The 12,736-nt window shown below is 46.9% G+C and carries 12 protein-coding genes and 2 tRNA genes; 5 read left to right on the top strand and 9 right to left on the bottom strand.

Annotated features, from left to right (window positions below):
* Positions 1–6: 6 nt before the first annotated feature.
* Both HZF10_RS05230 and serS read right to left on the bottom strand, forming a co-directional pair.
* Positions 7–366, bottom strand: coding sequence for a nuclear transport factor 2 family protein (locus tag HZF10_RS05230; protein WP_176005128.1), 360 nt, complete (start codon positions 364–366; stop codon positions 7–9).
* A gap of 176 nt (positions 367–542) precedes the next feature.
* Positions 543–1,814, bottom strand: coding sequence for a serine--tRNA ligase (serS, locus tag HZF10_RS05225; protein WP_176005127.1), 1,272 nt, complete (start codon positions 1,812–1,814; stop codon positions 543–545).
* Positions 1,815–2,053: 239 nt separating this feature from the next.
* Here serS and HZF10_RS05220 point away from each other — a divergent pair, with 239 nt between their 5' ends.
* Positions 2,054–3,961 carry a M1 family metallopeptidase gene (locus HZF10_RS05220; protein ID WP_176005126.1) on the top strand — a complete coding sequence of 636 codons (1,908 nt, stop codon included), beginning with the start codon at positions 2,054–2,056 and terminating at the stop codon, positions 3,959–3,961.
* Between the two features lie 103 nt (positions 3,962–4,064).
* On the opposite strand, the gene HZF10_RS05215 is transcribed toward HZF10_RS05220, so the two are convergent.
* The 4 genes from HZF10_RS05215 to HZF10_RS05200 form a co-directional block, all read right to left on the bottom strand.
* A complete protein-coding gene (locus tag HZF10_RS05215; protein ID WP_176005125.1) occupies positions 4,065–4,847 on the bottom strand; it encodes an SDR family NAD(P)-dependent oxidoreductase in 783 nt (260 codons plus the stop codon).
* 44 nt (positions 4,848–4,891) lie between these two features.
* The gene (locus tag HZF10_RS05210; RefSeq protein ID WP_176005124.1) at positions 4,892–5,404 is read right to left on the bottom strand and encodes a cupin domain-containing protein; all 513 of its coding nucleotides are present in this window, start codon (positions 5,402–5,404) and stop codon (positions 4,892–4,894) included.
* A 99-nt stretch (positions 5,405–5,503) separates the two neighbouring features.
* Positions 5,504–6,451: an aldo/keto reductase gene (locus HZF10_RS05205; RefSeq protein WP_176005123.1), complete on the bottom strand. Its 948-nt coding sequence runs from the start codon at positions 6,449–6,451 to the stop codon at positions 5,504–5,506.
* The gene (locus HZF10_RS05200; protein WP_176005122.1) at positions 6,448–7,509 is read right to left on the bottom strand and encodes a Gfo/Idh/MocA family oxidoreductase; all 1,062 of its coding nucleotides are present in this window, start codon (positions 7,507–7,509) and stop codon (positions 6,448–6,450) included. Before HZF10_RS05200 ends, HZF10_RS05205 begins: the two co-directional genes overlap by 4 nt.
* Positions 7,510–7,674: 165 nt before the next feature.
* Between HZF10_RS05200 and rseP the strand changes: the two genes are divergently transcribed.
* The 3 genes from rseP (at position 7,675) to HZF10_RS05185 (ending at position 9,289) form a co-directional block, all read left to right on the top strand.
* Positions 7,675–9,018, top strand: a complete 1,344-nt coding sequence (gene rseP / locus HZF10_RS05195; protein WP_176005121.1) for an RIP metalloprotease RseP — start codon at positions 7,675–7,677, stop codon at positions 9,016–9,018.
* An 83-nt stretch (positions 9,019–9,101) separates the two neighbouring features.
* Positions 9,102–9,175 (top strand) — tRNA-Asn (locus HZF10_RS05190).
* A gap of 42 nt (positions 9,176–9,217) precedes the next feature.
* Positions 9,218–9,289 (top strand) — tRNA-Arg (locus HZF10_RS05185).
* A 305-nt stretch (positions 9,290–9,594) separates the two neighbouring features.
* Here the strand turns inward: HZF10_RS05185 and HZF10_RS05180 are convergent.
* The 3 genes from HZF10_RS05180 to HZF10_RS05170 all read right to left on the bottom strand — a co-directional run bounded on the left by HZF10_RS05180 (position 9,595) and on the right by HZF10_RS05170 (position 11,897).
* Positions 9,595–9,963, bottom strand: coding sequence for a hypothetical protein (locus tag HZF10_RS05180; RefSeq protein WP_176005120.1), 369 nt, complete (start codon positions 9,961–9,963; stop codon positions 9,595–9,597).
* A gap of 548 nt (positions 9,964–10,511) precedes the next feature.
* Positions 10,512–10,946 carry a hypothetical protein gene (locus tag HZF10_RS05175; RefSeq protein ID WP_176005119.1) on the bottom strand — a complete coding sequence of 145 codons (435 nt, stop codon included), beginning with the start codon at positions 10,944–10,946 and terminating at the stop codon, positions 10,512–10,514.
* A 420-nt stretch (positions 10,947–11,366) separates the two neighbouring features.
* Entirely contained in the window at positions 11,367–11,897 is a 531-nt protein-coding gene (locus HZF10_RS05170; protein ID WP_176005118.1) for a hypothetical protein, read from the bottom strand.
* Positions 11,898–12,062: 165 nt separating this feature from the next.
* On the opposite strand from HZF10_RS05170, the gene HZF10_RS05165 reads away from it, so the two are divergent.
* Complete coding sequence (locus HZF10_RS05165; protein WP_176005117.1) at positions 12,063–12,719, top strand: DUF6766 family protein; 657 nt, start codon at positions 12,063–12,065, stop codon at positions 12,717–12,719.
* The last annotated feature ends 17 nt before the right edge of the window (positions 12,720–12,736 follow it).

The raw sequence follows: 12,736 nt of genomic DNA, 5'->3' as shown, positions 1-12,736 counted from the left end.
CCCGATTCAACCCAAAAACAAATGCAGCGACTTGATTTTGCCGTTTTCGATTATCGCGACGTCTGATCCTTTGGCGACAGGCGTTTGGCCGGGAATGCCGAGCGTCCACGAAATGAGTTGGATTTCATTATTGGCTTTGGCGGGCTCTGTAAGTTGGAATGAGAATTCAACCGGCCATTCCGATTGCAGTTTCCCGATCACATCATTGATCGCGTCGTGGCCGACGAATGGTTCGTCGCCGTCAGTTTCAAAAAATTGGATATCGGACGCATAGATTCTTTGCATGGCCTGCAATCTGTTTTGCGAATTGCGGTCATTCCAAATGACCAATAAGCTGTCTTCTAAAAGTTGGGCTCGATTTTTCATGATGTTTACGATTTTGTATAAACCAAAAGTAGATCATGTAAAATCGTGACGTATTGATATTTGTCATAAAAGGAGATTGACAAATGTCAAGTGTAAGCCACGAATTTCACCAATCTATTTGTGCGATTCGTGTCATTCGCAGCTAAAAAAAAGCCCCCGAAATTGGAGGCTTATTGTTAGTTGATGATGTCGAATCCTGTATACTTTCGCAACACTTCCGGAATCACGATGCCTTCGGGCGTCTGGTAATTCTCGATGATTCCGGCGAGAACACGCGGCAAAGCCAACGAGCTTCCGTTGAGCGTGTGCGCCAAATGGTTCTTGCCGTCCTTGTCGCGGAAACGCAATTTCAAACGGTTAGACTGGAAGGTTTCGAAATTCGATACCGAACTGATCTCAAGCCAACGGTCCTGGGCCGTAGAGAACACTTCGAAATCGTAAGTCAAAGCCGAAGCGAATCCCATGTCGCCACCGCACAAACGCAACACGCGGTACGGCAATTTGAGCTCGTCAAGGATGTTTTTTACGTGTTCGACCATTCCGTCGAGGGCCGCGTATGAGTTTTCTGGTTTTTCGATGCGTACGATTTCTACCTTGTCGAATTGGTGCAAACGGTTGAGACCGCGCACGTGAGCGCCGTACGAACCGGCTTCGCGTCGGAAACACGGTGTGTAACCCGTATTGAGCACCGGCAATTCGTTCTCGTGAAGGATCACGTCGCGGTACAGGTTGGTCACGGGAACTTCGGCCGTCGGGATCAGGTACAGATCGTCTTCGGTCACGTAATACATCTGGCCTTCCTTGTCCGGAAGTTGGCCCGTTCCGTAGCCCGAAGCCTCGTTTACCAAATGTGGCACCTGGACTTCGTTATATCCGGCTTCTGTGTTTTTGTCGAGGAAATACGAAATCAACGCGCGCTGCAATTTCGCGCCTTTGCCTTTGTAGACCGGAAAACCTGCTCCCGCGATTTTCACGCCGAGCTCGAAATCGATGATGTCGTATTTTTTCACAAGATCCCAATGCGGTTGTGCTTCGCCGTGCAATTGCGGAATTTCGCCGCTTTGGAACACGGTTTCGTTGTCGTCGGCAGTTTTGCCGTGAGGGACGATGTCGGCCGGGAGGTTCGGAATCGTGTACATTTTTGCCGTGAGATCGTTCGCGAACACGTCGAGTTTTTCAGAAAGGTCTTTGCTCTTTTCCTTGAGTGCGACCGTTTTTTCCTTTAGGATCGCGGCTTTGGCCTTCTCCCCGTTTTTCATGAGTTCGCCAATGTCTTTGGACAGCTTGTTCGATTCGGCTAAAGTATTGTCGAGTTCGGCCTGGGTTGCGCGGCGGTTTTCGTCTAAAGAGACGACCTCGGCGATCAAGGCGGTTGCTTCGATGTTGCGCTTGGCAAGGGCATCGATTACTTTTTGCTGGTTTTCGCGAATGTAAGCTATTTGTAACATGGCGTATTTTCTTGATTTTTCGGTGATAGAGCGGCAAATTTAGTCATTTGTTTTTAAGGTAGATGTTATTTGGTGCGATTTCGTTGGGATTCCGAAGCGTGAGGAATCTGGGTTTTCGAATCCCAACGAAATCCGTAATGTGTACGCTGCTTTCTGTTGCTACTGCCTGTTACTTTATTGCCACATTAACACACAATTACATCAATATTGATTACTTTCGCTCCAATTTTAAAATTTCTATGAAAAAACTGTACTTTTTGGCAACGTTGTTTGCGGTTTCCGTTTTCGGACAAAACCCTGTCAACGGGATTGCGAAAATCGCCGAATCGGAAATGAAATCGGCCGAGAGCTTGCTTTCGGTGCAGATCAACCCGAATACGACCAACTACGACATCACGTACCACAAACTCGAGTTTACCGTAGATCCCGCCGATTATTTCATCACGGGTAAAGTCACCACGACGTATACGGCCTTGTCGAACATGAGCAATATCCATTTCGATTTGACAAATTCGCTCACGGTGAGTTCGGTAAAGCTGGGCACGACGAACCTGACGTTCAACCAAACGGCTTTGGAATTGGTCGTGACGCTTCCGTCTGTGCAAACGGCCGGCACATCGGCTACGCTCGAAATCAATTATTCGGGAGAACCTTCGTTCGGGGAACAGGCCTTCACCACGACCACTCACAACGGAACGCCTGCGCTTTTCACGCTTTCTGAGCCTTTCGGCGCACGCGATTGGTGGCCTTGCAAGCAAGATTTGAACGACAAGGTGAACAGCGTCGACATTTTCATCACGGCTCCATCCCAATACGTGAGCGTAGCCAATGGCTTGGAGGTCGGACAAACGACTTCGGGCTCGAACAAGACGACGCATTTTCATCACAATTATCCGATACCAGCTTACCTCATCGCGATCGCGGTTACCAATTATAGCGTGTTTACGCTCAATGCCGGAACGGCGCCGAACGAGTTTCCGATCGTCAATTACGTGTATCCCGAAAACCTCGAGGATGCACAGGACGGCTTCGGACAAACGCCTGCAATCATGGATTTGTACGAGGAATTGTTCGAAACGTATCCGTTTTCGGATGAAAAATACGGACATGCCCAATTCGGTTGGGGCGGCGGAATGGAACACACGACCGTTTCGTTCATGGCCGGATTCTGGAGGGAACTCGTCGCCCACGAACTCGGACACCAATGGTTCGGCGACAAGGTGACGTGCGGAAGCTGGAAAGACATTTGGCTCAACGAAGGCTTTGCGACCTATCTTGCGGCGTTGGTCATCGAACATTTTGACGGCGTGCCCGATTTCATAAACTGGAAAGGAGATGTGATCAACGATATTACGTCGTCTCCGAACGGCGCGGTTTACCTTACCGATTTCGAAGCGACGAACGTGAACCGCATTTTCAGCAGCCGATTGAGCTACAACAAAGGTGCAATGGTTCTTGAAATGTTGCGTTGGAAACTCGGAGATGTGAATTTCTACCAAGCACTTCGCAACTACCTCGCCGATCCCGATCATGCTTACAAATATGCGGTTACGACCGATTTGCAGTCGCATTTCGAAGCGGTTTCGGGAGAGAATCTCGACGAGTTTTTCGACGATTGGATTTTCAAGCAAGGTTATCCTACCTATAGTATAACGGCTTCAAACTGGTCGGGCGGGATTTGCCATTTGACCGTGAACCAGACGCAATCGAACCCATCGGTGAGCTTTTTCGAAATGCCGGTTCCGGTTCGTGTTTTCGGCGCGGGCGGACAGCAGATGGATTTGGTGCTCAACAATACTTCGAACGGACAAACATTCAACATGCCCGTTCCGTTTACGGTGACTTCGATCCAATTCGATCCCGACAAGCACATCATTTCGCGCGACAGCAACGCTTCTTTGGGCGTGGGCAGTTTTACGACTCTTGCGGGCGCGAACATTTATCCGAACCCGACAAGAGACATTTTGAACGTGAACCTGCCATTAAATGTGAATTTGCAGAAAGTAATCGTGACCAATCCATTGGGCCAACACGTTCTGGAAACCACACAGGATAAAGTGAACGTTTCCGCATTGGCTTCGGGCGTGCATTTCGTGACGGTTTATACCGATGGAGGCGAACGCACTTTTAAATTCGTCAAAGAATAACAGAAGATAAATCTCTTTTTAAATCAAAAGCCGCTGCGATGAACAGCGGCTTTTTTTATGGGTTGGGTTTTAGGCGGAGATTCCTCCTTCGTCGGAATCAAAATCAAGCGATCGTCGTCACCAGACCACCGTCTACCCTAACCGACGTGCCATTCGTAGCCGCGGCTAGCGGACTCGCCAAATACACAATCATACTTGCGATTTCGTCCGGTTGGGCAAAACGCCTGATCAGTGAGGTCGGGCGTGCGGTCTCGAAAAATTCCTTTTCTTTTCGCGCCTTGTTTTCTTCGTCGAGGTCGATAAAATCGGTAAGCCCTTCCGAAGCCGTCGGTCCCGGCAACACGCTGTTCACGGTCACGCCCGAATCTTTGGTGAGTTGCGCCAAACCTCTGGCCACAGACAATTGGGCAGTTTTCGTCATGCCGTAATGGATCATTTCCTGAGGAATGTTGAGCGCGCTTTCACTCGAGACGAAAATAATGCGTCCCCAATTTTTCGCGAGCATTTTCGGGAAGTAATGGCGCGACAGACGCACGCCGCTCATCACGTTGACCTCGAAAAATCGAAACCAATCCTCATCGGGTATTTCGGTAAATTCGACGGGTTGGAAAATCCCCACGTTATTGACCAGAATGTCAACTTCGGGCAAGGTTGCCAACAGATTTTCGATATCGTCCTTTTTAGAGAAATCACAGACGATGCCTTGCACTTGCGCATCGGGAATTTCGTTTTTCAGACGGTTGATCGCTTCGTCTATGCCGTTTTGTTTCCTTCCGTTTATATACACTTTCGCGCCTTCCTTGAGCAAAAGCTTCGCGGTCGCAAAACCGATTCCGGCCGTCGATCCCGTGACCAACGCCGTTTTATTTTTTAGCTGTAAATCCATTATATATAAAGTTCAAGGTTTGATTGGATTTGTCGATGCGGAAATCAATGGACGAGCTCGAGGCTCCAAGTCTCAAGAAGCCCTTGCGCTTTTCCGTAAACCGGATCGTATTCGGGAATCGGCACTTTCGCGATGTTTGCATCGGCTTTCGGACGTTCGCCGGCCTCGCCTTTCATCAGGTCGTACTCGCATCCGTCCGGATAAGCGCCGACTACGGCGAAATCTTCCGATTGGGAAACGCGTTTATGGGCCACGCCTGCCGGAATCACGATCACGTCTCCGGCCTCTACCGCTAACTGGACGCCTTTTTCACCACCGAGCTGCAAGACCGCGCGCCCTTGATAAATCCCGAGGACTTCGTGCGTAATGCTATGATAATGATGGTAATCGTATACGCCGTTTTTCCAGGCGTTGCGCCATCCGAAGTCGCGAAAATGGGCAATCATCGCATCGGCATCTACATATTCCTCGAGGAAAACGCCTTTGTAGAAAAGCAGCGGTAACGCGCTGTTCGGGATAATCCCGTCGTCTTTGAAAGTGAAGGTGTGTGGTTTCATGGTGGTTGTGTGTTTTAGTTGAGTCGTTGTGGTATTAATCGGGTCGCATTTGTACGATGTGGATTCGTTATTGGGAATTGTATTGTAAAAACGTTCATATTACCAATGGCTAGCTGCGTTCAACGTAGCGATGTCACCGGCTACCAAGTCGAGGTTTGGTGCTGCGATTATGCTTTCTAGTTGTTGGAGGTTCGTCGCACTTACGATAGGAGCCGTAACGGATTGGCGGTTGATCAGCCATGCTAGCGCAACTGCTGCAGGCGTCGTATCGTGCGCTTGCGAAATCTCGTCCAAAGCCGAAAGTATCTTGAGTCCGCGGTCGTCGAAATACTTATCCATATCGCCGCCACGCGGGCTTTTCCCAAGGTCGGATTTCGTTCGGTATTTACCCGTTAAAAATCCGCTCTCAAGCGAAAAATACGTGATTACACCAAGTGAATGACTCAGACAAAACGGCTCGTACTGGCTTTCATACAGTTCGCGCGCATACAAATTGTAATGCGGTTGCAATGTCTGATAAGCCGGAAGACCTTTCAATTCGCTGGTATCCAAAGATTCCTTTAATCTATCCAAGCTCATGTTCGAAGCACCGATCCAACGCACTTTCCCGTCTTTGACGAGTTGGTCATAAGCTGAAAGCGTTTCCTCGACGGGCGTCGATTCCACATCGAAATGCGTCTGGTACAAATCGATATAATCGGTGTTCAGACGTTTGAGCGAGGCTTCGACGGCGCGCAGTATGTAGTCTTTTTTTAGCGATCGGCCTTCACCCATATCGCTTCCGACCTTGGTAGCCAAAACGATGCTGTCGCGATTGCCTCTGGACTTGAGCCAATTCCCGATGACGGTTTCCGATTCGCCACCCGAATTCTGGGGCGCCCATCGCGAATACACGTCGGCCGTGTCGATACAGTTGAAACCCGCGCCTGTAAACGCATCTAGAATTTCGAACGATTGTTTTTCATCAATCGTCCAACCAAATACGTTGCCTCCGAAAACGATCGGATAAATCTGTAAATCGGATTGGCCTAACTGTCGCTTTTTCATGAAACCTGAACGGATTGGAATTGGATGATTTTCTTTTCGGACGAACTTTCGATCGCCGCTTCTATGATGCGCATGGTCTTTATACCGTCTTCGGCCGAGACCGGAACGGCTTTGTGTTTTTTGATCGCCTGGTATAAATCGTCGAAGAAATAATAGTAATTGCCCGGAAGCGTCGGTACGTGCTCGCGTACTTCAAGTCCTTCGATTTCCGTATGCAGTACGCCTTTGCGGAAATCGGGTTCTTTGCCCCAATCGGTGACCATCGGTTTTTTGCCCGTCTTGAGTTCGTCTTCCTGCACGTCGCCGCGGCTTTTGATGAACGATCCTTTCGTGCCGTGGATCACATACGAAGGCAACGGCTCTCGCACGAAATAACTCGATTTGAGACGTACGCGGAATTTCTTGTAGAAAAGCGTGATGTCGAACCAATCGTCTACGACCGAATTCTCGCGTGTGACGCGGATGTCGGCGAACAAGCATTCCGGAAAACCGAAAAGAAACATCGCCTGGTCGATGATATGCGGTCCCAAATCCTTGAGCACGCCCGAACCGCCGGTGCGTACTTCCTTGTGCGCTTTCGGGCTCAAATTCGGGTTGAAGCGATCGAAATGGAATTCAGCCTCGACGATATCACCCAAAATATCTTTGTCGAAAATATCCTTGACGGTCCTGAAATCGCTGTCGTAACGGCGGTTCTGGAACACGGCGAGCTTGAGGTTTTTCTCTTGGGCGAGTTCGTACAGTTCTTCGGCTTCGGCAACGGTCGTCGTGAAGGCTTTTTCTACGAGCACGTGTTTTCCGGCTTCAAGCGCAGCCTTGGCATATTCGAAATGGGTTTCTGTAGGCGTATTAACGATAACGAGTTCGACCTGCGGATCTTTGAGTACGGCTTCTAAAGTCGGATAACTCCTGACCATCGGGAAATCGTCGTTTATGAGTTTTTTGGAACGTTCCCAAGCTCCGACAAGTTCGAAACCGGGATGTAATTCAAGGAAAGGCGCGTGAAAAATCTTACCCGACATTCCGTAGGAAAGCAACGCTGTGGAAATTTGCTGCATTATTTGTGGTTTTTGCTTAAAGGAACACAATCGGTTCCTCAGTAAATTTAACCCTTAAGGCGCGAAGCTTCGGGAACTATTAACAAACATTTACAAGTTCAACCGATATCGTTAAGAGGCTGTTTGGGATAAAACGTTATTTTTGCCTCCAATTCAATACATTTTATGGATATCGTAGTCAAGCTTTCCCAGTTTTTGCTGAGCCTTTCGCTCCTGATCATCTTGCACGAACTCGGGCATTTCATACCGGCCAAATTGTTCAAGACGCGCGTCGAGAAATTCTATTTGTTCTTCGACGTCAAGTTTTCGCTTTTCAAGAAGAAAATCGGAGAAACGGTTTACGGAATCGGATGGCTGCCTCTTGGCGGATACGTCAAGATTTCGGGCATGATAGACGAAAGCATGGACACCGAACAGATGGCGCAGGAAGCCCAACCGTGGGAATTCCGATCGAAACCGGCCTGGCAACGGCTTATCATCATGCTCGGAGGCGTTACGGTGAACTTCGTCCTTGCGTTTTTGATTTATATCGGGATCGCTTATGCCTACGGAGATTCCTATGTCGCGAACACAGAAGTCAAAGACGGGATTTGGGTGACGAACGAGATCGGTGAAAAAGTAGGTTTCAAGAACGGCGACAAAATCGTCAACGTAGACGGAAAGGAATTCACGGCTTTCGAAGACGCGGCTTACGCGACGGTTTTCGGACATAAAGTAACCGTAGAACGCAACGGCCAGCTCAAGGAAATCGATTTGCCCGTAGACCTTACCGGACGCATGATGGACGGCGAAAAAGTGCCGTTGTTCACATACCGTATCCCGTTTGTGGTGGGTAATTTCGCCGATGATTCCCCTAACAAGGACATTTTGCAGAAAGGCGACGTACTCAAATCGATCAACGGGGAAACGTTGCGCTATTTCGATCAGGTGAAAGCTTTCGGACAACAACACAAAAGCCAGACACTCAATGCCGTGGTTTTGCGCGACAACAAAGACGTGCAGACCAAAGTCACGTTCAATAAGGACGGAAAGCTGCTCATCAATCCTGCGATTCCTACGTTGCGCAACTTAGAACGCCTCGATTACTATAAGCTTAGCGTCCACGAATACTCGTTTTCTGAATCTTTCCCTGCCGGAGTGAACAATTTCAAGGAGAGCATGGGCAAATACCTTACGCAGCTCAAGGCGATTTTCACGCCGAGTACGGGCGCTTACAAAGGCGTTGGAGGATTTTACGCAATCTTCAACATTTTTCCCGACGAATGGGCTTGGCAGAACTTCTGGAACATTACCGCCGTGTTGTCGATCATGCTCGGGGTGATGAACCTTTTGCCGATTCCTGCGCTCGACGGAGGCCATGTGATGTTCTTGCTTTATGAAATGATCACACGCCGCAAACCGAGCGACAAATTCATGGAATACGCGCAAATGACTGGTTTTGTGCTGTTAATCGGCCTCATTTTGTTCGCCAACGGAAACGACATTTACAAGGCGATTCTGGGCAGATAATTTTTCTTGAATTTTTTCTTGAAATTGTTTGCAAAAATGGATTTTCGCTTTATCTTTGCCACCGCTTAAAAGATATAACATCTTCCTCCTTAGCTCAGTTGGTTAGAGCATCTGACTGTTAATCAGAGGGTCCTTGGTTCGAGCCCAAGAGGGGGAGCAAAACAGAAAAGCCATTCGAACAGAGTGGCTTTTTTTATTCGGCCTCGTAGTTCAACGGATAGAATGGGAGTTTCCTAAACTTTTGATCCAAGTTCGATTCTTGGCGGGGCTACTTAAAGATCGCATAAAGCGGTCTTTTTTGTTTCCTAGCTTTTGATCCAAGTTCTCCCGTCCCGAAGTATCGGGATCGTGGATTGGCGGAGCTACTTAAGATCGCTTTGGGCGGTCTTTTTTGTTTCCTAAACTTTTGATCCAAGTTCTCCCGTCCCGAAGTATCGGGATCATGGATTGGCGGGTCGCCTTAAGATCGCTTTGGGTGGTCCTTTTATTTTTGACACACCTAATTTTGACGAATCATACACAAACAAAAAAGCACCGACTCTACGCCGATGCTTTCCTGTCATGGTTTTTACTTTTTTAGTCGACCGCTACCGATTTGGTCACAAATTCAGTTGCCGATTTCTTGAACTTAAGGCTGTATGTGCCTGCCGCAGTCGGTTTGAATTTGTAGATCGTGTCTTTGATCACGGCCGCCGCTTCGCAGTTGTTAGCCTCGTACTTGGCCTGGATGCCGATGGTTTTTGTCGTTCCCGATGTCGTTTCTACGTATCGGTTGAACAACCCGCATTCGTTGTCTACGGCATACTTGACGGTGTAGGTCAATTCCTGGTTCACGTCTCCGGTTTCAGGTCCGGTCACTTCTGTAGCGAACGCTTCCTTAAGCACGGTTGATGTATTCGAATCGTCATCGCTGCACGAAGCTGCTCCGATTGCAAAAAAAGCCATTAAGGCTACGGTTTGAAACTTGATCTTTTTCATAGAATTGTTATTAAAGTTCACCTGTAAGAGGGCTCGGAATCGAAAGGGTTGCGCATCGGAATATGTTAAAAAAGTATGGAAAACCGTAAGTCACGAACAACAATCTTATCGTCAAATCTTTCCCGAACACTTACATGTGTAACAATGGTAATTTTTTAACATCCCAACACACAAATTGCGGCTTTGATGCTGACCTTTGCCGCAAGTTTGTGTTAAAGACAGTGTTTAGGTCGCCATCTTGGTGTGTTGGAACGGCCACTTTTGTCACCATCGCAACTTTTGATCCGGGAAGAACTCGGTATATCATTCTTGATTCAAGCCCTAACAGCGCAAACAGCAATGTGGAATAGGGCCACAGGTGAAGAATCCTATTAAAGCCAGGAAATCTGATAGCACATCCACAACTTCAAACCTGTCGTTTGTGAAAATGGCATAAAAAAATGCTATCTATGTATAATCGGGATGAAAGCCAGTATGTTGCTTAGGATAGCGATTGATTTCTTGATTGTGTATTTCTAACGTTTCTCGGGCGCTAAATTTAACGTATAACCCAAAATCCTTATTATGCCATCTTCAGATTTGGCCATCGTAATGGTCCATTTTCCTTTGCGCTTTTCGAATTCGCATTCGTATTCCAGATAATATTCTCCCGATTGTACAGATCCTTCAGATACTTTTGTCCTTGAAAAGACAAGTTCGAAGCTTTGTAGTGACCCCATCTCTTGCTTCATTTGGGCAAGCATTTCGGGAATTTTTTCGGCTGGCGTAATCTCTAGGAATTTGTGGTCGAACAAATCGGACAATCCGTTATAATCGGACCTTTCCATCGCGAAAAAAAGCGATTCGGCGACAATGCCGGCCGCTGCTTTATCGGACGGCCTGTTTTTATGGGTTTCCGTATAGCAACTGAAAAACAGGATTGTCAATAACAGAAGTGGGATTTTTTTCATGTTTGTTTCTTACTAAAATATTCGGTTATCGCTACCAAGTTCAAATAGCTTACTTATTGAAAATAATGACCTCGCGGGTTTCTTTTTTTATGAGCTTTAACGACATCTCGCCCTTGCGTTTTATTAGAGAATCGCCTTGTTCTATTTCTCTATCTACATTCCAATCATTATAGGATAAGATGTACTCCTGCCCTTTGATGATAACTTTTGGTGTTCCCTTATTACTGCTATACGATATTTTTTCTACTGCTCCATCAAATTCATAATTTCCAGTTATGAAATACGACCTGAGATGCAGTAAAATGATTAATGACGCGAAACAGGAAAGACCGATTAGAGATGTTTTAATCTTTTGATCTAACATAATTAATAACTTTTATCGTAATAACAATTTCATTTTCGATGATCCGTTTATGTTAATTAACGAATCTCGGCATCGGCGGGAGCCAACAAAACAATATTCGACCTGCGATCCAAAACCTGAAAAAGGATTGTCGCCGGGTTTTCATCTCTGTTTTCTGTTACTAGCATCAAATCGCGGAAGTCGTTATATCCGTAGTCTTCCAATTTTCTATAAGGAAAAAGATATCTCTTGGTTCCGAACTCCAAATAGCACGAAGCCATATGATTTCTCTTCAGATAAGCCGCAAGACGAACAAAATCACGCTTTTGCCGTTCGCTGAACACAGAAATCACATCGTTGCTTTCTAAACGTTTTATCGTTCCGACCGGCTCTTCATTTACAAATATGCTATCATTGGCTTTGACGATATAATTTTTGTTGGCATCCCGCCTTTCGGGAAGGATGGCCATCAGGTCGGTCATTTGAGACATCGCTTTCTCTACGCTTAATACGTCATCTTTTAAAACAATGGTGTTTCGTTCTACAGGATTATGATAACACGATATGCATCCTATCAGGATCAATAAACAAATTGAAGTAATTCTCATACGTTTTAATAGATCATCGACAATTCTTTCGGATTCAAAGCCCGCCAAATTTACCCATTAATTCATTCCCGATCCATCCAAAATCTTACAAAAAGAAACGCATTCCCTATAACTTCAACAGTCGTTAAAATCCTGAAATTAGAGAAACCCAAATGTTCTCCGGAAATGAAGCGCTTTTTCAGAAACAATGGACTGTCGGTCGTCTTCCTGTTATTGTTCTTGCTTTCAATTGCAGGCCAGATTTATTTCGGATTTTCGGAATTCAACAAAGAAGTGACCGAAGATGGAGGTCGTGCCGTAAATCTCGCGTCTTATCTCACATCGGGACATTTCCTGCAATCGACATTCGAAAACTGGGAAAGCGAATTCCTGCAAATGGCGTTGTTTATCGTGCTGACGATTTTTCTGCAACAAAAAGGTTCGTCCGAATCTAAGGATTTCGACAAAGGCGAAGACGTGGACCGCGAACCTGATCCGAAACGGAAAGATGCGCCTTGGCCCGTCAAAAAAGGTGGATTCGCGCTCGAGATTTACAACCATTCGCTTACGATTGCGTTCACCGTCTTGTTCCTGATTTCGTTTGTGTTGCATTTCTTCGGCAGTCTCGAAGACGAAAACCTTAAGTTGTCGTTAAAAGGCGAACCGATTGAAACCGCATCCCAATACCTAAGCGATACACGTTTCTGGTTCGAATCGTTCCAGAATTGGCAAAGCGAGTTCTTGTCGGTATTCGCAATCGTGATGCTGTCGATTTTCCTTAGGCAGAAAGGTTCGCCCCAATCCAAACCGGTCGATGCGCCAAACGCCCAAACCGGAGAATAACAACATCAATCCAACAG

The sequence above is a fragment of the Flavobacterium agri genome (assembly GCF_013401995.1).
GTDB lineage: Bacteria > Bacteroidota > Bacteroidia > Flavobacteriales > Flavobacteriaceae > Flavobacterium > Flavobacterium agri.
This window is presented reverse-complemented; position numbering and strand designations above follow the sequence as displayed.